18 protein-coding genes are annotated in these 19,106 nt (G+C 69.4%); 6 read left to right on the top strand and 12 right to left on the bottom strand.

The features are described 5' to 3' along the window. The 7 genes from RB614_RS40795 to RB614_RS40765 all read right to left on the bottom strand — a co-directional run. Positions 1-769: electron transfer flavoprotein subunit beta/FixA family protein (locus RB614_RS40795; protein ID WP_308718092.1), on the bottom strand; the 769-nt coding region annotated here is incomplete at its 3' end. After that, positions 766-1,890, bottom strand: coding sequence for a CaiB/BaiF CoA transferase family protein (locus RB614_RS40790; protein WP_308718091.1), 1,125 nt, complete (start codon positions 1,888-1,890; stop codon positions 766-768). The genes RB614_RS40795 and RB614_RS40790, both read right to left, overlap by 4 nt. Further along, complete coding sequence (locus RB614_RS40785) at positions 1,887-2,330, bottom strand: MaoC/PaaZ C-terminal domain-containing protein (RefSeq protein ID WP_308718090.1); 444 nt, start codon at positions 2,328-2,330, stop codon at positions 1,887-1,889. The genes RB614_RS40790 and RB614_RS40785 overlap by 4 nt, the downstream gene beginning before the upstream one ends. Then, entirely contained in the window at positions 2,330-3,094 is a 765-nt protein-coding gene (locus RB614_RS40780) for an enoyl-CoA hydratase/isomerase family protein (RefSeq protein ID WP_308718089.1), read from the bottom strand. The genes RB614_RS40785 and RB614_RS40780 overlap by 1 nt, the downstream gene beginning before the upstream one ends. Then, positions 3,087-4,331 (bottom strand): CaiB/BaiF CoA transferase family protein, encoded by a 1,245-nt coding sequence (locus RB614_RS40775; protein ID WP_308718088.1) that lies wholly within the window; start codon positions 4,329-4,331, stop codon positions 3,087-3,089. Before RB614_RS40775 ends, RB614_RS40780 begins: the two co-directional genes overlap by 8 nt. Next, positions 4,328-5,491, bottom strand: coding sequence for an acyl-CoA dehydrogenase family protein (locus RB614_RS40770; RefSeq protein WP_308718087.1), 1,164 nt, complete (start codon positions 5,489-5,491; stop codon positions 4,328-4,330). The genes RB614_RS40775 and RB614_RS40770 overlap by 4 nt, the downstream gene beginning before the upstream one ends. Positions 5,492-5,558: 67 nt before the next feature. Beyond that, entirely contained in the window at positions 5,559-6,461 is a 903-nt protein-coding gene (locus tag RB614_RS40765) for a fumarylacetoacetate hydrolase family protein (RefSeq protein ID WP_308718086.1), read from the bottom strand. 66 nt (positions 6,462-6,527) lie between these two features. Between RB614_RS40765 and RB614_RS40760 the strand changes: the two genes are divergently transcribed. After that, on the top strand, positions 6,528-7,721 hold the full coding sequence (locus RB614_RS40760; protein WP_308718094.1) for a CaiB/BaiF CoA transferase family protein: 1,194 nt from the start codon (positions 6,528-6,530) through the stop codon (positions 7,719-7,721). A 7-nt stretch (positions 7,722-7,728) separates the two neighbouring features. On the opposite strand, the gene RB614_RS40755 is transcribed toward RB614_RS40760, so the two are convergent. The 3 genes from RB614_RS40755 to RB614_RS40745 all read right to left on the bottom strand — a co-directional run bounded on the left by RB614_RS40755 (position 7,729) and on the right by RB614_RS40745 (position 11,428). Next, positions 7,729-8,490 (bottom strand): FadR/GntR family transcriptional regulator, encoded by a 762-nt coding sequence (locus tag RB614_RS40755; RefSeq protein WP_308718085.1) that lies wholly within the window; start codon positions 8,488-8,490, stop codon positions 7,729-7,731. 92 nt (positions 8,491-8,582) lie between these two features. Beyond that, complete coding sequence (locus RB614_RS40750) at positions 8,583-10,553, bottom strand: acetoacetate--CoA ligase (RefSeq protein ID WP_308718084.1); 1,971 nt, start codon at positions 10,551-10,553, stop codon at positions 8,583-8,585. 41 nt (positions 10,554-10,594) lie between these two features. Then, positions 10,595-11,428, bottom strand: a complete 834-nt coding sequence (locus RB614_RS40745; protein ID WP_308718083.1) for an HpcH/HpaI aldolase/citrate lyase family protein — start codon at positions 11,426-11,428, stop codon at positions 10,595-10,597. 152 nt (positions 11,429-11,580) lie between these two features. On the opposite strand from RB614_RS40745, the gene RB614_RS40740 reads away from it, so the two are divergent. Beyond that, complete coding sequence (locus tag RB614_RS40740) at positions 11,581-12,561, top strand: phosphotriesterase family protein (RefSeq protein ID WP_308718082.1); 981 nt, start codon at positions 11,581-11,583, stop codon at positions 12,559-12,561. Further along, positions 12,558-13,502 (top strand): SDR family NAD(P)-dependent oxidoreductase, encoded by a 945-nt coding sequence (locus tag RB614_RS40735; protein WP_308718081.1) that lies wholly within the window; start codon positions 12,558-12,560, stop codon positions 13,500-13,502. The genes RB614_RS40740 and RB614_RS40735 overlap by 4 nt, the downstream gene beginning before the upstream one ends. Before the next feature lie 3 nt (positions 13,503-13,505). On the opposite strand, the gene RB614_RS40730 is transcribed toward RB614_RS40735, so the two are convergent. Continuing rightward, positions 13,506-15,119: a flavin-containing monooxygenase gene (locus RB614_RS40730; RefSeq protein ID WP_308718080.1), complete on the bottom strand. Its 1,614-nt coding sequence runs from the start codon at positions 15,117-15,119 to the stop codon at positions 13,506-13,508. A 171-nt stretch (positions 15,120-15,290) separates the two neighbouring features. Between RB614_RS40730 and RB614_RS40725 the strand changes: the two genes are divergently transcribed. After that, the gene (locus RB614_RS40725) at positions 15,291-16,085 is read left to right on the top strand and encodes an enoyl-CoA hydratase/isomerase family protein (protein ID WP_308718079.1); all 795 of its coding nucleotides are present in this window, start codon (positions 15,291-15,293) and stop codon (positions 16,083-16,085) included. Further along, positions 16,082-17,680 carry a class I adenylate-forming enzyme family protein gene (locus tag RB614_RS40720; RefSeq protein WP_308718078.1) on the top strand — a complete coding sequence of 533 codons (1,599 nt, stop codon included), beginning with the start codon at positions 16,082-16,084 and terminating at the stop codon, positions 17,678-17,680. Before RB614_RS40725 ends, RB614_RS40720 begins: the two co-directional genes overlap by 4 nt. A gap of 79 nt (positions 17,681-17,759) precedes the next feature. On the opposite strand, the gene RB614_RS40715 is transcribed toward RB614_RS40720, so the two are convergent. Next, positions 17,760-17,960 carry a hypothetical protein gene (locus RB614_RS40715; RefSeq protein ID WP_308718077.1) on the bottom strand — a complete coding sequence of 67 codons (201 nt, stop codon included), beginning with the start codon at positions 17,958-17,960 and terminating at the stop codon, positions 17,760-17,762. On the opposite strand from RB614_RS40715, the gene RB614_RS40710 reads away from it, so the two are divergent. Then, a complete protein-coding gene (locus RB614_RS40710) occupies positions 17,944-19,086 on the top strand; it encodes an ABC transporter substrate-binding protein (protein WP_308718076.1) in 1,143 nt (380 codons plus the stop codon). The genes RB614_RS40715 and RB614_RS40710 overlap by 17 nt on opposite strands. The last annotated feature ends 20 nt before the right edge of the window (positions 19,087-19,106 follow it).

Genomic DNA, 19,106 nt, shown 5'->3' with positions numbered 1-19,106 from the left:
TCTCAGAAGCCAGGAACTCGACCAGCCGCACGCCGCCTGCACCCTCATCGGTGATCTTCACCCCACCCGACCGCGGCGGCCGCCTGCTCTGCCCGACCACCGCCGAGCTGGCACCAGCCGCACCCACCTCACCGGCCGCCACACCCAGATCGGCCAACGACAGCGTCTGCACCGGCTTCTTCTTAGCCGCCATGATCCCCTTGAACGACGGATACCGCGGCTCGTTGATCGTGTCCCACACCGACACCACCGCCGGCGCCTGCGCCGCGACCACCTCGACCCCTTCCTCGGTCTGCCGCTCGATCGTCAACAACCCGCCCTCGACGGTCAGCTTCCGCGCACCGGTCAACGCCGCCACCCCCAACCGCTCGGCCAGCATGTGCGCCATCACCTGCACCCGACCATCGGTCGACTCCGCACCACACAACACCAAATCCGGGCCAAGCCTGCCCAACACCGCCGCCAGCACCCTCGACGTGGCCAGCGCGCACGAACCATGCAACCCGTCATCGAGCACATGCACCGCCCGATCCGGACCCATCGACAACGCCTTACGAATCGACTCCGACGCACCCACCGGCCCCATCGTCAAGATCGTGACCTCACCACCATGCGCCTGCTGAACCCGCAACGCCTCCTCAATGGCATACTCATCCATCTCGTTGATGACACTGCTCACCGACCCACGGTCGACCGTATTATCGTCACTACGCAGTGAACGCTCCGCGCTAGAGTCGGGCACCTGCTTGACGAGTACGACGATGTTCACTCCGTCCTCACCTGACCGTTCGTCTCTGGTTCGATCCAATCGCGCAGCACCTCGGCCAGGTCGGATCCCGGCACGTGGGGGCCGCGCAGCGGCGGCGGGCGGTGGCGGGAGAACCGTGGTGCGGGTGCGGGTTGACGCCGCTCGTCGACGGTCTCGACGGTCCCGCGCGCTTGGATGTGGGGGTGATCGGCGACCTCGTTCAGCGCCAGCACGGGAGTCACGCAGGCGTCGGTATCGGCGAAATGCGCGGCCCACTCGTCTCTGGTCCTGGTTACGAAGATCTCCTCGAACCGCCTTGTCGTATCCGGCCAGGAGTCGGGGTCCAGCTGCGGTGGCAGCGCGGCCGGATCCAGGCCGAGCCCGGTGACGAGGGCGTGATAGAACGGCGGCTCGACCGCGCCCACCGCGACGTAGCGTCCGTCCGCGCACGCGTAGGTGTTGTAGAAGGGCGCCGCACCATCGGTCATGTGCGTTCCGGGCTCGGCCGACCAGAGTCGATGCTCGGTCAGCGACCAGTACATCGCCATCAACGTGCTCACGCCGTCGACCATCGCCGCGTCGACGATCTGGCCCTGGCCGGAGCGTTCCCGCTCGAACAGCGCCGCGAGGATGCCGACGACGAGAAACAGCGATCCGCCACCGAGGTCCCCTACCAGGTTGAGCGGCGGAAAGGGTTTGGCGCCGGGTCGCCCGACCGCGTGCAGCGCGCCGGTCAGGGCCAGGTAGTTGATGTCGTGTCCGGCGCGCCGCGCCAACGGTCCGGACTGTCCCCAGCCGGTCATCCGCCCGTAGACGAGCCGGGGGTTGCGGGCCAGGCACTCGGCCGGACCGACACCGAGCCGTTCGACCACACCGGGGCGGAACCCTTCGAGCAACACGTCGGCCCGGTCCACAAGGGACAGAAACATGTCGCGGCCGGGCGTCGACTTGAGGTCGACCGCGATGGAGCGGCGGTTGCGCAGCACGGCGTCGTCGGCCGGCGGGATCAGGTGGACGCCGGGTGTCGGGGGCTCCACGCGGACGACGTCGGCGCCGAGGTCGGCGAGCATCATCGCGGCGTGCGGGCCGGGGCCGATACCGCCGAGCTCGAGCACCCGGACACCGCCGAGGACGCCGCTCATGGCGTCCGGTAGGTGAGCATGGTGTAGTCCGCCACCTGGACCGTGGCCTCGTCCTGGTTGCGCACCGTCATCCGCCAGGTCGCCAGGCCGAAGCGCTCGTCGCGGTCCTTCTTGCCGGTGAGCGCGCACTCCACCGCGATGGTGTCGCCGATGAAGACCGGCTTGGGAAAGCGCAGCCGGTCCAGGCCGTAGAAGGCGGCGACGGCGCGGCCGGTGGTGAAGAGGCCTTGGCTGATCGCCAGGACCAGGCTGCCCTGCACCAGTCGTTGCCGGTACGGCGTACCCTTGACGAACTCCACATTGGAATGGATCTCGGCCCAGTTTCCGGTGAGCATCATGAAGTGCACGACGTCGGTCTCGGTGATGGTGCGCCCGCGTGAGGGACCCGTCGTGTAGCCCGGTTCGAGATCGTCGAAGTACCCGTCCACCAGTACCTGCATCAACGCCCCTTCCACACCGGCCGGCGCTTCTCGACCCAGGCACGCGGACCTTCCAGCGCGTCCTCGCTCACGTACACATGGCTGAAGATCTCGTCGGCGGTGTCCCAGGCGGCGGTCTGGCCCATCTCCGTCGAGGCCCGCACCATCTTGAGAGTGGCCGACACGGTGAGGGGAGCGGCGCGCACCACCTTGGCCGCCAGCTCCCGCGCGGCGGCAGCCAGCTCCGCCGCCGGGACGACGTGGTTGACCAGGCCGATTTCCCTCGCCCGCGGAGCGTCGACCGTGTCGCCGGTGACCGCCATCTCGAACCAGACCTTCCGCGGCAGCTGGTGGATCAGACCCACCGACCAGGGCGCGCCGCGGCCGACCTTGGCCTCCGGCATGACGAACCGGGCCGTGTCGGCGGCGATCGCCAGGTCCGCGACGAGGGTGTAGAGCACGCCGCCACCGACGGCGTATCCGTTGACCGCGGCGATCCACGGCTTGTCCACGCGCATGTTGCGCCCCGGGATCGGGATGTAGTCGGGTGGCACGGCGCGCAGGGTCGAGTTGGTCATGTCGTTCAGATCGCCGCCGGCGCAGAACGCGTGGTCGCCGGCCCCGGTGAGGATGCCGACGCGGGCCCGCGGATCGTCGTTCAGGCGCCGGAAGGCTTCGCGTAGCCCCTCCCGGACCGCGGGCGAGAGCGCGTTGCGGGACTCCGGCTCGTTGATGGTGATCGTCGCGATGCCGTCGGCCACCTCGTAGGTCACGGCGTCAGACATGCTGGGCCGCCTCGTGGGAGACCTCGTCCTGGCCGAGGTCGACCGTCCCGTCGCGGCCGAGGGCGTCGATCTCCGCCGTCGACAGGCCGAAATCGAGCAGGATCTCCCGCGCGTGCTGGCTCAGCAGCGCGGGTGCGATGCGTACCCCGCCGGGTGTCCCGTGCAGGCGGACCGCCGACGCCGGGTTGGGTACCGACACGGTGCCGTGCACCGGATGGGGGATCCGCACCACCGCTGGCCGGTCCTCCATCTGGGCATGGGTGATCGCCTGCGAGATCGGCAGCAGCGGACCGAACAGCGCGTTGGCCTCGTGGAAGCTGCCCTGCCACTGCTCGGTCGTACGCTGCGAGAGCTCGGCCTGGATGATCGCGGCCAGCTCGGCGCGGTGGCGGACACGTAGCACGTTGGTCTTGAACCGGGGGTCCTCGGTCAGGTCGGTGCGGCCGATGGCCCGGCAGAACCGGGGCCACGTGTCCTCGGCCCAGGAGCCGGCGATGACCTTGCCGTCGGCGGTCTCGAACAGCTCGTACGGCGCGACGAGGCTGTGTGCCGTGCCTTGCCCGCGCGGCTCCGCACCGGTGGCGAAGTACTCCGCCAGTCGGGTGGTGTGGGTGAGGATCATCGCGTGCAGGAGGGACACGTCGACCAGCTGGCCGACGCCGGTGTGGCGGCGCGCGTAGAGCGCGAGCAGGATCCCCTGGACGCTCGCCATGCCCCCGACCACGTCGGAGATCGGCACGCCCACCCGGACCGGGTCACCGGCGTGACCGGTCACCTCGAGCACGCCGGACATGGCCTGGACCACGGGATCCGTCGCCGGCTGCCGGGCCCACGGCCCGTTCTGGCCGAACGCGGAGAGCGCGCAGTAGATCAGGCCGGGGTTGTCCGCGCTCAGCGCCTCGTAGCCGATGCCGATCGCGTCGGCCACGCCCGGGCGGTAGTTCTCGATGACCACGTCGCACCCGCGGGCCAGCCTCCGCGCCAGCGCCACGCCGTCCGGCCGGCGCAGATCGATGGCGATGCTGCGCTTGCCGTGGTTGTAGTTCATGAACGCCTGGCTGTCGGCGTCGGGCGGTTCGACACCCATGCGTAGGTGCCGGGTCGGGTCGCCATCCGGGCGGGACTCCACCTTGATCACGTCGGCACCGAAGTCGCCGAGGATCGTCGTGGCGTACGGCCCGGCGAGGTGCCGGGTGAAGTCGAGCACCCGGATTCCCTGCAACGGTGGCGCCGTCATGCCATGAGCGCCTTGTGCATCGTCTTGGCGATGATCGAGCGCTGGATCTGCGAGGTGCCGCCGCCGATCGTGGACTGCATGCCCTCGCGGAAGTACCGCTCCATGTCCGCCTCGGGCAGCATGCCGTGGCCACCCATGATCTGCACACCCTGCCGGGAGACCTTCTGCAACGTCTCCGACGCGAGGAGCTTGGCCATGGAGACCTCGCGGAGGGCCGGCTGGCCGGCCTCGACGGTCGCCGCCGCCCGGTAGAGCACCAGGCGGGCCGCGTCCACCTCGGTCTGCATGTCGGCGAGCATATGCTTGATCACCTGGAACTGGTAGATGGGCTGGCCGAACTGCTCGCGCTGGTGGGCGTAGAGCAGGGCGTCGTCCACAGCCTGCTGGGCGCAGCCGACGTAGCCGGCCGCGCAGGCGATCCGTTCCAACTCCAGATTGGCGCCGATGATCTCCCAGCCCTGACCCTCGGCGCCGAGCAGGTTGGCCGCGGGCACCCGGACCTCGTCGAGGAAGACCTGGTAGGTGCCCATGCCCCGGCGAGCAAGCGTCTTGAGCTTGTTCAGCTGGATCCCCGGCAGGTCGTTGGGGATCAGGATCATCGAGAGGCCCTGGTGCTTGGGCGCACTGGGATCGGTCCGCACCAACATGAGGATGACCGCGTTCTGCGCGCCGGAACCGGAGATCCATTGTTTGGCACCGGTGACCACGTAGTGATCACCATCGCGGACCGCACGGGTGGCCGTGGCCGCGGCGTCCGAGCCGGCCTGCGGTTCGGAGATGCCGATCGAGAAGCGGATGTCCCCGCGCACGTACGGCTTGATGAAGCGGTCCAGCTGGTCTTCGTTGCCAAACTTGATGAGATTTTGGGCGTTGAACGAGGGCGTGCCCACGACCGCGGCGACGAAGTCGTACCCGTACCGGCCGCCCGCCTCGCACATCAGCGCGTACTCGACCGGGCCGGCGCCGGAGCCGCCGAGCGCGGGCGGGATGAGCAGGCTGTGCCAGCCCTGCTCGACGATCTTCCGGTATCCCTCGTAGTAGTACTCGCGGGCCATGTCGCACTCGCGGATGTACTCCCGGGTGATCTCCCGCTCCATGTAGCGGTAGCAGCTCTCACGCCATGCCTGCTGCTCGGCGGTCAGAAAGTTGAAGAAGGCCAACACTTGCTCCTTTGCCGAGTTGCTTTCCAGGCGGCGCCGTCTTGCGATAACTATATGTATAAACCGACTAGATGGCAACGGACTCGCGGGGAGCGATGGTGTTCCTCAGCGTGCCCAGCCCTTCGACGCTCAGCTCGACGGTGTCGCCGGGGCGCAGCCAGTGGCGCGTGGCGCGCAGGCCGGAGGTCCGCAGCTCGAGGATGCAGCCCGTGCCACACGTGCCCGAGCCCAAGAGGTCGCCGGGCAGCAGTCGGGTGTCCGCCGCGGCGTGCGCGAGCAGCTGCGACCAGGAGAAGTAGATGTCGGCGAGCTCGCCGTCGGACCACAGCTCGCCGTTGACCCGTGCCTGCATGCGCCCCTTCGGGCGGGTGGGGTCGGCCAGGGCGATCTCGTCCGGGGTCACCAACCAGGGCCCGACCGATGTCGCGAAGTCCTTCGCCTTCTGCGGTCCGAGCTGCTGTTTCATCTCTCGGCCCTGGATGTCGCGGGCCGACCAGTCGTTGAGGATGGTGAACCCGGCGATCGCCGACATGCTCGTCGGGTCGCTCGGGTCCAGGTCGGCGCACTCGCGGCCGATCACGGCGGCGACCTCCAGCTCGTAGTCGAGCGCGCGGGTCCCGGTCGGCGGCCGGATCGGGACGTCCGGCCCGATCACCGCCGCCGGGTTGGAGAAGTAGAAGAACGGCTGCTCGTACCAGCCGGGATCGGGATCCTGCCCGGCGCTGGCCCGCGACGTGCGCATGTGCTGCTCGAAGGCGAAGAAGTCCCGGATCGACGGCGGGCGGTCGATCGGAGTGAGCACGGTGGCGCTGTCGAGGGGGACGCGGGTGCCGTCCCGGTCGATGTCGTGCGGGTGGGCGGCGACCCGCAGCAGTAGGTCTTGGCCGCCCTCGGCGATGACCTCCGCGACGTCGCCGAGAACCTCCGCGACCACGGTCGTGCCCTCGGTCCGCAGCTGTGCGAGCTTCATACCCCTCCCTCTGCCAGAACTATATGTATTATACGGTTGAATGATCGGGAAGGATAGGCGGTGCACATGGTTGAGGGGCCGGTGTTCGAGGGGCTCAAGGTCGTCGAGTTCGCACACGTCGTGGCCGGGCCGGTCGCCGGAGGGCTCCTCGCCGACCTCGGCGCCACGGTGGTGCACGTCGAGGCGCCCGGGACGGGTGACCCGACCCGTCAGCTCAGCCTGGCCAAGGGCGGCAAGCACGTCTGGTGGTCCGCGATCGGCCGCAACAAGCGGTCGGTCACGCTCGACCTGCGCTCGCCCGAGGGCCAGCGGGTCGCGCGCCGGCTGGCCGCCTGGTCAGACGTCGTGATCACGAACATGCGGGTGGAGACCCTGGAGCGGTGGGGCCTGGACTGGGCCTCCCTGCACGCCGTCAACGACCGGTTGGTGATGCTCCAGATCTCGGCGAACGGCGCCGCGTCGACGCTGCGCAACGAACCGGGCTTCGGCAAGGTCGGCGAGGCCCGCAGCGGCGCCCTGCACCTGACCGGCCACGCCGACGGCCCGCCGCTGGCCGTCGGCTACTCCCAGGCCGACGCGGTGACCGGGCTGATGGGGGCGTTCGCGATCAGCGCGGCGTTGACCCGCCGGCACGAGCCCGACTTCCACGGTGAGTGGATCGACCTCGCTCTCTTCGAGTCGCTCTACCGACTCATCGACTGGCAGGTGATCCTCTACGACCAGCTGGGGTTCGTGCCCACCCGGGCGGGCAACCAGGTCGAGGCGGTGCCGTCGGCGCTGATAAACACCTATCGGACGAGCGACGGTGCCTGGATCATCGTGACGTCCGGGACGCCCAAGTCGGTGCGCAACATCGCGGCGCTGGTCGGGCTCCCGGTCGACGAGTACGCCACGATGGACCAGTTGGTGCGCGGACGGGACCGGCTGGACAAGGCGCTGGCCGCCTGGATCGCCGGGCACACCGCGGCGCAGACGCTGGCGGAGATGACCCGGCAGGAGGTCATCGCCAGCCGCATCTACTCGGTCGCGGACATCGTCGACGACCCGACCTACCTCGAGCGCGACGACGTCATCTCGGTCACCGACCCGACGCTGGGCACCGTCCGGATGCACGGTGTCGTGCCCCGCCTTGCCAACCGGCCCGGCCGGGTCTGGCGGACCGGGCCCGACCTGGGGCAGGACAACGACTACGTGTACCGGGAGCTGGTCGGCCTGACCGCGGCGGAGCTGGACCGGCTGCGCGCCGCGGGCACCGTCTGAGGGCGGGCTAACGCCAGTCGACGACCTCGTCCAGGATGCCCGGATGGCTGTCGGCGGAGAACTTCAGGAACTCCTCCATGTGCGCCCGCATGAGCCGCTCCGCCTCGGTGGTGTAGCCCTCCACGATCACCCGCGCGATCCGGGTGTGGTCGGCGTGTACCTTCGAGCGGGCCGAGACCGGAAACACCATCGACTCGATCCGGTCGGTGTAGATGTCCTTCAGGGACCGGCTGTACAGATCGAGCACCGGGTTGGTGGACATCCCGGCCACCAGCGAATGGAACTCGCTGACGCTGTGCAGATACTCCTTGTCATTTTGCGGCTCGGGCAGCTCGACGTAGGCCTGCAACTGCTCCAGGACCGCACGGTCCTGCCGCTCGGCGGCCAGCCGCGCCATGACCGGCTCCAGCACCAGGCGGGCCTCGATGATGTCGCGGTAGGTGGCCTCGGTGAGGTGCAGGTGCAGGGAGGCCAGGCGGGCGAAGTTGACACTGTCGGCGCGCGGCGCCACCATCGGCCCGCCACGGGGACCGGTCCGCACGACGATGAGGCCATGCACCTCCAGGATCCGCAGCGCCTCCCGCAGGGAGCCGCGGCCGACGTTGTAGGTATTGGCCATGCTGCTTTCCGGCGGGAGCATCGAGCCGGGCGGCAGGCCGCGCATCTCCCGGACGATATCCCGCGCGATCGATTCCGAAAGCTTCTCCGGGCGTACGTTTCGCTGCTGCGCCGACTGCTCGGGTGCTCCGGTCGATTCCGTCTGCCTCACGGAACACCTTTCCTGTCAGTAGGGGGAAGAAGTCGTCCTGGTGTGCCAGGTAGTACCCTAACTATACGTAACAAACGCAGCCACCCGCCTCCTCATCGCCGCGCGCCGCCTCGCCGGGCCAGGGCGGCGTACTGCGCGAGGAGTTCCGGGTCGTCAACCGCGTCGGGGGTCGCCACGTCCGCGACCGCGGCACCCTGGAGCAGCCGTTTGACGGGTATCTCCAGCTTCTTGCCGGTCCGGGTGTGTGGGATGCCGCTCACCTGGATGATCTCGTCCGGCACGTGCCTCGGCGAGGCCTGCGTGCGGACCGCGTCGTTCACCGTGGCACGCAGCTCGTCGGTCAGCTCCCGGCCGGGGGACAGGGCCACGAACAGCGGCATCCAGTACCCGCCGTCGGCCAGCTCCACGCCGGCGACCAAGGCCTCGTCGACGCCGTCGATCGCCTCGACCACCGCGTAGATCTCGGCGCTGCCGATGCGCACGCCGTTGCGGTTGAGGGTCGAGTCGGAGCGGCCGTGCACGACGCAGCTGCCCCACGGGGTGATCGAGATCCAGTCGCCGTGCCGCCACGTCCCCGGAAACGTCGAGAAGTACGCCTCCCGATAGCGCTCCCCGGTGCGGTCGTCCCAGAACGCCACCGGCATGCTGGGCATCGGCCGGGTGACGACGAGCTCGCCCACCCGGTCGACGACCGGGGCGCCCTCCTCGGTCCAGGCCTGTGCCGCCACGCCGAGGCAGCGGACCGAGAGCTGGCCGGGCCAGATCGGGACCGTCGGCACGCCGCCGAGGAAGGCGCCCGCGATGTCGGTGCCGCCGCTCATCGACCACAGCGGCAGCGGCCCGACCCGCTCGTACGCCCAGCGGTGCAGGGCCGGCGGCAGCGGCGAGCCGGTGCTGCCCATGGCCCGCAGCGCGGCCAGGTCGAACGCGGCCGCCGGTGCCAGCCCGTGGTTGGCGGTGGCCTGGAGGTAGCCGGGGCTCGCGCCGAAGAAGGTGGCCCCGGTGGCGGCGACGAGGTCCCAGAGCCGGCCCGGGTCGGGGCTGGTGGGCGAGCCGTCGTAGCAGACGACGCCGGCGCCGACGGCCAATGTGGACAGCTGCAGGTTCCACATCACCCAGCTCGGCGAGGTGAACCAGAACACCCGGTCGCCGCCGGAGAGGTTCCAGTGCAGGGACATCTGCTTGACGGTCTCCACCAGAATGCCGCCGTGGCCGTGGACGATCCCCTTCGGCCGACCGGTCGTGCCCGAGGAGAAGAGCACCCAGAGCGGGTGGTCGAAGGGCACCCGGGCGTAGGCGAGCGGGCCGTCCGGCTGGGGGATGCCGTCCCAGCGAAGCCAGTCGCCGTCCAGGTCGGCACCGTCCAGGCGCGAGATCATGACGACGCGCTCGACGGTCGGCAGCCCCGCGCGGATCTCCCTGACCGCCCCGGTCCTGCGGTGTACCCGCCCGGCGAACACGTACCCGTCGGCCGCGATCAGCACCCGCGGCCGTAGCTGGCCGAAGCGGTTGACCGCCGCGGCCGGCGCGTAGTCCTGGCCCACCGACGACCAGATCGCCCCGATCGCCGCCGCCGCCAACATCGCGGTCACCGCCTGCGGGATGTTGGGCAGGTAGCCGGCCACGACGTCGCCGGGCTGGATCCCCATCCCGCGCAGCGCCTGCGCCAGGGCCGCCACGCCACGGCGGAGTTCGCCGCGGGTGATCTCGACCGGCGGGCGATTCTCCGCGGCGTCCACAATGGCCACCGCGTCGTCGCCGCCGGGAACCTCGCGGCCGAGCAGGTACTCGGCGAAGTTGAGCCGCACGCCCGGAAACCACGACGCGCCCGGCATCCGGTCGTCGGCGAGCGCGCGCTCGGCGGTGCCGAAGGCGGTCAGGCCGAAGTGCTCCCAGACGGCTTGCCAGAAACCGTCCAGGTCGGCCACCGACCACTGCCAGAGCGCGTGGTAGTCGTCCATGACCAGGCCCGTCGACTTCGACACGCGCTCGGCGAAGCGGGTCACGTTGGCGCTCGCGACGAGCTCGTCCGGCGGGACCCAGATTGGCTCCAGCTGCTCCATTGTCATCCTGTCCTGGCGTCGTCGAGACCGGGCGAGCGCATCTAGGCGAGGCCGATGGCGCGGGCGCGGGCACGGACGACGAGCGCCTTCTCGTAGTCGTGGACGAGCAGGACCCGGCCGTCGGCCAGCGTGACCGCCGTCTCGCCCCGGCTACGCACCTGCTCGTAGGCGTCGACGATCTCCAGGGCGCGCGCCACCTCCTGCTCGGAGGGACCGAACACCGCGTTCACGACCGGCACGTGCGGCGGGTAGAACGTGATCCCGGTGGTGAAGCCGAGCAACTGGGAGTCCTGGTACTTGCGGCGCGCCTCGTCGAGGTCGCGGATGTTGGTCAGGTAGGCGATGTCGGCGGTCGGTACGCCGGCCGCGGCGCCGGCCAGGACCGTGTGCACCTTCGGCGCCACCAGGGCCGGATTCAGCTCGCCGCCGGCGGTGAGCAACGTGATTCCACTGTCGACACTGAGGTCTCCGGGGCCGAACATCAGCCCGCACACGCTGGGGTGGCGGGCTATCGCGGCGGCGTTGAGCACCCCGTCGGCGGTTTCGACGATGGCGAAGACGTCCGGGTCCGCGCCGTGCGCGTTCAGGATCGCCCGGACCTCGTCCAGCTCCTCGACGGTACCGACCTTCGGATAGGCGAGGCAGCCGACGCCGGCCTCGGCCAGTGCCACCAGGTCGTCCTTGCCCCAGGGCGTGGACAGGTGGTTGGGGCGGGCCAGGACCGGCTTGTGCTGGAAGTAGTCGGGCTGGGCCAGGTATTGGACGGCCTTGTCGCGAGCGGCCTCCTTGAGTGCCGGGGAGACGCTGTCCTCCAGATCGAGCATGAAGGAGTCGGCGGGGATGTCCGGAACCTTCGCCCACTTCCGGTCGTCCATGATCGGGGACTCCATAATGCTGCGAACCCCGACATACTTCCCCAACGACGACGTGCCACTCGTACTCACTCATACCTCGCGGTCTGCTTGGAGGCCGTTCCTTAGTACCCGTACTATATGCATAGTAAGGGTATAGCGACAGGGGAGAGGCGATGGCGACGGTGGAGACGGCGCTGGGACCGGTCGACGTTGCCGACCTGGGCTTCACGCTGATGCACGAGCATCTGATGGTGAAGTCGGCGAACCTGCACGACCAGTGGCCGCACCTCGATGACCTGACCGCCCGGGCCGACGAGGTCGCGACGCAGGTGCGCGCGGCCGGCGACCGCGGCGTCCGCACGATCGTCGACTGCACGCCGCCGAACATGTCCCGCGACGTCCCGCTGATCCGGCGGATCGCGGCGGCGGCGACCAATGTCAACGTCATCTTCTCGACCGGCGTCCACCCGCACTTTCCCGTCCCGTACCCGTTCAGGTACAAGGCGCCCGAGGAGACGACGGATCCGGACCGGATGGCCGAGCTGTTCGTTCGGGACCTGACCGTCGGCTACGCCGATACCGGCGTCAAGGCCGGAATCATCAAGGCCGGCACCGATCCGGTCCTGGACCGGGAGAACGAGATGATGCTCCGGGCGGCCGCCCGGGCGCAGGTGGCGACCGGCGCGCCGATCACCACGCACACCCGCCCGAAGACCAAGGTCGGCCTCATGCAGCAGGACGTCTTCGCGCGCGAAGGGGTCGACCTGAGCCGGGTGGTGATCGGGCACTGCGGGGACTCCACCGATTTCGCCTACCTCTCGGCGCTCTGTGAACGGGGCAGCTACATCGGGATGGACCGGTTCGGGCTCGACGCGCCGCCGTGGTTCCGGCTGACCGTGGAGCAGCGGGTGGACGTCGTGGTGGAGATGTGCCGCCGCGGCTACGCCAGCCAGATGGTCATGTCGCACGACTCGATGTGCTGGTGCGACTTTCTGTCCGCCGAGGAGAAGGAAACCTACATGCCGCGTTCCCGTCTCACCACCATTCCGGACGAGGTGATCCCGATGCTGCGGGAACGGATTAGCACGGAGGAGATCCAGCTCATGACGATCGACAATCCGCGCCGGATCTTCGCCGCGGGTGCGGGCGAATGACGGCCGCGGCGCGGGACGGCGCGGGGCTCGCCGGCCGGTCAGTGATCATCACCGGGGCGGGGCACGGCCTGGGCCGCCAGTTCGCCGTCGCCTTCGCCGGGCAGGGCGCGTCCGTGGTGGTAAACGACATCGGCCGCGACGAGGACAGCGGGCGGCCGACGGCACAGGTGGTGGCGGAAGAGATCGTCGAGGCCGGCGGACGCGCCGTGGCGCATGTCGGCGCGGTCGGCGAGCCGGAGACCGCGGTCGAGCTGGTCGCGCTCGCCGAAGACACCTTCGGCCGGCTCGACGCGCTGGTGAACAACGCCGCCGTGGTCCGGCAGGCCGCCGTGGAGGAGGTCGACCTCGACCACCTGGACACGATGCTGAGGGTCAACCTCCGTGGCGCGGTGTTGCTGTCCCAGGAGGCCTACCGCGGCATGACGCGCCGCGGCTTCGGGCGCATCGTCTCGCTGAGCTCGGGCGCGGGCCTGTTCGGGATGCGGGGCCAGCTGGCGTACGGTGCGGCCAAGGCCGGCCTGCTCGGGATGACCAACGTGCTCGCGATCGAGGGCGCGGAGCACGGCGTGCTGGCCAACATCGTGCTGCCCGCAGCCGCGACCAACCCCGGCCGTACCAGGATCTCGTGGCCCCGCGAGGACCGCCGGGCGCTGGTCCCGCGCATGCGAGCCGACCTGGTCACGCCCCTGGTCAGCTATCTGGCCAGCCCGGCCTGCCGGGTCACCGGGCGGATGTACTCCGCGGTGGCGGGCCGGTACGCCAGGGCGTTCGTGGGGGTGACCCAGGGCTGGCTCAGCGACCCCGCGGTCCCCGTCTCCGGCAAGGACGTCGCCGACCGCATGGACCAGGTCGAAGATCCGACGGGGTACGTGGTTCCGACCTCGCACGAGGGCGAGTTCGCCGCGGTGGCCGAGCAGGTCCGGAAGGCGGAGACCGCGTAGGGCTCACGCCATGGTGAAGCCGGGATACCCGTTCGCGGCCTGCTCCTGGAGCCGCTGGCGGTAGCGCACGGCGCCGCCGGTGTACATCACGTACCGGTTCTCGGTGCTCCGGTCGAGGTTGGGGTTGTAGCCGGTGAACCAGGACCTGGTTCGGCTCAGCAGGACCTTCGCCGCCATCTCCTTGACGTGGTCGACCCACTGCTGTTCGGCCGACGCGGTGGCTTCGACGCGCTGGTACCCGCGCTCCCGGACGAAGGCGACGAGGCCGGAGACCCACTCGCAGGCCTCCTCGATACCCCGGGGGAAGTTCGTCGCGACCGAGCCGCTCTGGGGGCCGACGAGGGTGAACAGGTTGGGGAATCCGTTGATCTGGGTGCCCAGCAGGGTCCGGGGGCCGTCCGCCCACTTGTCGGCGAGCTTCACGCCGCCGACGCCGGTGATGTCGATGCGGTCGAACGGTCCGGTGACCCCGTCGAACCCGGTGGCGTAGACGATCAGGTCGAAGGCGTACTCGGCTTCGCCGGTGCGGATCCCGGCCGGCGTCACCCGCTCGATCGGCGTCTGTTTGATGTCCACGAGCCGCACGTTGGGCCGGTTGTACGCCTCGTAGTAGCGGGTCTCGAGGGGTACCCGTTTCGCGCCGAACCCGTGATCGCGGGGGATCAGCTTGTCGGCGACGGCGGGGTCGCTGACCCGCTGCCTGATCTTGCCGGCGATGAACGCGCTGAGCTCCGCGTTGGCCGCTTCGTCCATGAAGGTGTCGCGGAAGTTGCCGAGCCAGATGCCGAAGCCCGGCGCGGCGTACAGCTCCTCCCAGAAGGCGAGCCGTTCCTCTTCGGAGAGCTCGAAGACCTTCCGGCGGTCCGGCCCGTGCAGGAAGCCGCCCGGCGTCTGCGCGCACCGCTCGAAGATCTCGTCGTAGGACGCCTTGATCCGCTCCATCTCCTCGCTGCCGATGGGACGGTTGTGCAACGGGGCGCACCAGTTGGGGTTGCGCTGGAAGACGACGAGTTGGTCGACCTTGTCGGCGATCTCGGCGATGATCTGGACGCCGGTGGATCCGGTGCCTACGACGGCGACGCGCTGGCCGGTCAGCTCGACCCCCTCGCTCGGCCAGTGGTACGTGTGGAACGACCTGCCCTGGAAGCTGTCCAACCCGGGGATCCGCGGCATGACCGGGGCCGAGAGGTGGCCGATCGCGGTCATCAGAAACCGCGTGGAGAGGCTCCGGCCGTCGTCCAGGCGTACCGTCCAGGCGCTGCGGCTCTCGTCGTAGGCGGCCGCGACGACCGTGCTGCCGAACTGGATGTGCTTGGTCAGCTCGAACCGGTCCGCGACGTGGTTGAGGTAGTCCAGCGTCTCCGGCCGTGCCGCGAAGAGCTCGCTCCAGCTCCATTCCCGCAGCAGCTCCTCGGAGAAGGAGTATCCGTAGGTGTAGCTCTCCGAGTCGAAGCGGCAGCCCGGGTACCGGTTCGCGTACCAGGTGCCGCCCAGGCCGTCGGCCCGCTCCAGCACGGCGACCCGCAGGCCCTGCTTCAGCATCAGGTGGAGGGCGTAGAGGCCGCATACCCCGGCGCCGACGATGACAACGTCGTGGTCCACAGCGTTCTCGGTCATGCAATACCCCTAACTCCACGGATTATCCGCATAGTATTGCCGGAGGGATTCGGCCCGCAACCAGGAAGACCGACGTTGACCAGCGGGACGATATGGCCATACTGTGCGGATAGATGTCATGGTAAGGACCGCTGACGCGGGCACGTGAGGACTTGACCGAGGAGGGTGCGTGTGTCCACGGCGGACAGCGAGCAGGTACGGATCATCGAGGCCGACGGCGTGGTCACGGTCGAGCTGAACCGCCCGGCCGCCCTCAACGCCATCACGCTGGAGATGACGGAGGCCTTCTGGACCGCGGCGACAGCGTTGGAGCGGCGCGACGACCTTCGCTGCATGGTCATCACCGCCACGGGCAGGTACTTCGCCGCGGGCATCGACCTCAACTCGATGCCCGGCCGCTTCCCCCCGCTGGATTCGGACGAGCGACAGCCCGGCCTCAACTACCGCCGCCACTACCGCGCCATCCACAACCTCTACGACTACTTCGAGTCCATCGAGAAGCCGGTCGTCGCCGCGGTCCAGGGGACCTGTCTCGGCGCGGGCCTGGAGATGGCGCTCTCCTGCGACTTCCGGTTCTGCACGCCGCGGGCGCAGTTCGGGCTCCCCGAGGTGAACATCGGCATCCTGCCCGGGGCCGGCGGGTCCAGCCGGCTGGTGCGGATGGTCGGCCCCGCCTGGGCGAAGTACCTCGCGATGGCCGGCAAATGGGTGGACGCCGAGCGGGCGTTGACGATCGGGCTGGTACAGGAGATCTTTCCGGAAGAGGGCTTCATGGACGCGGTGTACGAGTTCGTCCGCGGCCTGATGGCCATACCCCCGGACACCCTCGGCCTCGCCAAGGCCGTGATCGACGTCAACACGTACGCCGACCCGCGCGCGCAGCGGTTCGTCGAACGCCTGGCCAACACCACGCTGCACGACTCCGCCGAGCACGAGGCGCGGATCGCGAGGTTTCGGAAGCCATGACGCCGCACACGCCGCTGGCACGGTCTCTGTGGGAGGCGGAGAGCCTCGACGGCATCGAACCACACACCCTGAGCGGGCTGCTCCGGAGCGCGGCTCAGGCACACCCCGACGTCCTCGCGCAGGTCGACTTCGAAGACCGGCGACAGTGGACGTACGCCCGGCTGGACGCGGATGTCACCAGGCTGGCGCGGCGGCTGCGTCACACGTTCGCCCGCGGCGAGCGGGTCGCGGTCTGGATGCCCAACTGTCCCGAGTTCGTGCTGCTCCAGTGCGCGCTCGCCCGCGCCGGTCTGATCCTCGTCCCGGTCAACCCGGCGTATCGGGAGAAGGAGCTCGCCTACGTCCTGGACCAGTCGGCGGCCGCCGGCGTCTTCTACTCACGGTCGTACCGCGGCACGGACATGCACGCCATCCTCGGCAGGGCCGGCGCGGATGCCCCGACCGTGCGCCACCGGATCGCCGTGGACGAGTGGGACGCGTACCTCGGTGGCGAGGCGGCGGAGGACGGCGATCCGGTGGTCGCCCCGGCCGATCCGGTGCAGATCCTCTACACCTCCGGCACGACGGGCGTTCCCAAGGGCGCGGTGCTCAGCAACCAGGCGATCACCCACTCCATGATCACCGTCGCGGGCAACGCCGGCCTGAAGGCGGGCGACGTGTGGATCAACACGATGCCGATGTTTCACATCGGCGGCCTGGGGCACGGCACGATCGCCGCCATCTCGTACGGCGGCACCCAGGTCATCATGCAGCGGTTCGAGACCGGCAAGGTGATGGCGGCCATCGAGACCCATGGCGGCACGAGCCTGCTGCTGGTTCCCACGATGATCATCGACATCCTCGATCATCCGCAGCGGCACCGGTACGACCTGTCGACGCTGCGTTCGGTCATGGTGGGTGGGGCCCCGGTGACGGTGGCCCTGGCCCAGCGGGTGGAGCGCGAGCTCGGAGTACCGCTGTTCAACCTCTTCGGCCAGACCGAGACCAGCGGACCGATCGCGCAGACGCGCCCGACCGACTCCCTCCGGTACCGTACGGAGACGGTAGGGCGTCCGCAGCGGTACGTCTCGGTCCGGGTGGTCGACCCCGCGGGAGAGGTCGTGCCGGTCGGCGCGACCGGCGAGATCCAGGCGCGGGGCCGGCAGGTGATGAGCGGCTACTGGGACATGGCGGAGGCCACCGGCCGGACCCTGTCCGACGACGGCTGGCTGGCCACCGGCGATGTCGGCAGCATGGACGAGCGCGGCTACCTCACCGTCCGGTCCCGCCTCAAAGACATGATCATCCGGGGCGGCGAGAACATCTACCCGCGGGAGATCGAAGAGGTGCTGGTGGCGCACCCCGCGGTGACCGGTGCCGCGGTGGTGGGGCTCCCGGACGAGCGCTGGGGCGAACAGGTCGCCGCGGTCCTCACGGCCGATCCGGCGGCGGTGGACGCCCAGGCCCTGCACGACTACGTCCGCGCCCACCTCGCTCCGCACAAGACACCGAAGCGATGGTTCGTTACGGATGTCCTGCCCTGTACCCCTTCGGGCAAGATCCAGAAGTTTGTCGTGGTCGAACGCCTGCGCGCCGGGGAGTTTCGGGAGCTCTAGGGCCTCCGGGCGCACGCGTACCGGCGTGACAGCTCCTTGACTCCGTAACCCTACGAATAATACGCTTGATACATGTGGTTCACGCCACAGCAACATGAGAGGCGAAGATCTGCATGAAGATAAATTCGACCTTTGGCCGGACGGCCGCCGTTCCCGCCCTGGTGGGTGGGCTCCTGTTGGCGTCGGCCTGCGGATCGAGCTCCTCGTCGTCCTCGTTCTCCTCGCCCAAGGACGGCGTGTCCGCAACGGAAATCACCATCGGCATGAGCTCCGACGTCACCGGTCCGGCCGCCTCCAACTACCTGCCCTACACCAGCGGCGTGAAGGCGTACTTCGACGCGGTGAACGGCAAGGGCGGCATCAACGGTCGCAAGGTCAACGTGGTCGTGCTGGACGACCAGAGCCAGGCGCCCAAGGGCGTCTCGAACTACCGCCGGTTCGTCACGCAGACCCCGGCGCTCGCCTTCACCGGTCTCAACTCGACTCAGCAGAGCGCGGTGGCCGCCCAGTCCCGGGCGAACAACCTGCCGTTCGTCGGCTCCATCGTCACCGGAGCCGACATGATGAAGCCGTTCAACAAGAACTTCTACTCGCTCGCGTGCACCTACCCGGACCAGGCCGAGGTCGCGGTCGCCTTCATGGTCGAGCAGCTCGGCCTGGCGGCACCCCGGATCATGACCTCCCAGACCCCCGTCGCGTCCGGCAACGAGTGGGCGAGCGTGGTCAAGGAACTGGTCCAGAAGGCGGGCGGGACGCTCGTGGCGAACCACGTCACCGAGTACGGCGCCCTGAACGAGGACGTGTTCGGGCGCGACGTCGCGGACAAGAAGCCCGACATGCTCATCGCCCACGGCGCCACCAGCACCGCACAGGTGACGATGAAGTCGCTGGCGAAGTTCGGCGTGAAGAACCTGCCGATCGGCACCGCCGCGGTGCTCCAGGACGGCTCCGTCCCGGCGACCGCGCCGGGCGTCGTCAACTCCTACTACGCTTTCAACTGCTACACCGCTCCCGGGGCCGCCGGCGCCGACGGCGAGCCGCTGATCGCGGCGGCCAAGGCGGCGGGCCTCGAGGCGAAGGTGTACGACAGGCCCGAGTTCACGCAGGGATACACCATCGCGATGGTGATGGCGAAGGCCATCGAAGGGGCCGGCGACCGTCCCACCCGCGATGCCGTTCAGCAGCAGCTCGACAAGCTCAACGAGCTGGACAACGGCGCCCTCTCGCCGGCTGTCACCTTCTCGCCGGACGACCACGTCGGCATCGCCGGCGTCCGTCCGTACAAGTACAACCCGTCGTCCGGCGCGTTCGAGCCGGTGGGCGAGTTCGACGACTACGCCGGCTGCCTCACGAACTACTACGTGACGAGGTCGCTGGACAGCTGGAACAAGGACTGCATCAAGTAGCCGACCGCAGGCCGCCGGTG

Source organism: Phytohabitans maris (assembly GCF_031085175.1).
GTDB classification, from domain to species: Bacteria; Actinomycetota; Actinomycetes; order Mycobacteriales; family Micromonosporaceae; genus Phytohabitans; species Phytohabitans maris.
This window is presented reverse-complemented; position numbering and strand designations above follow the sequence as displayed.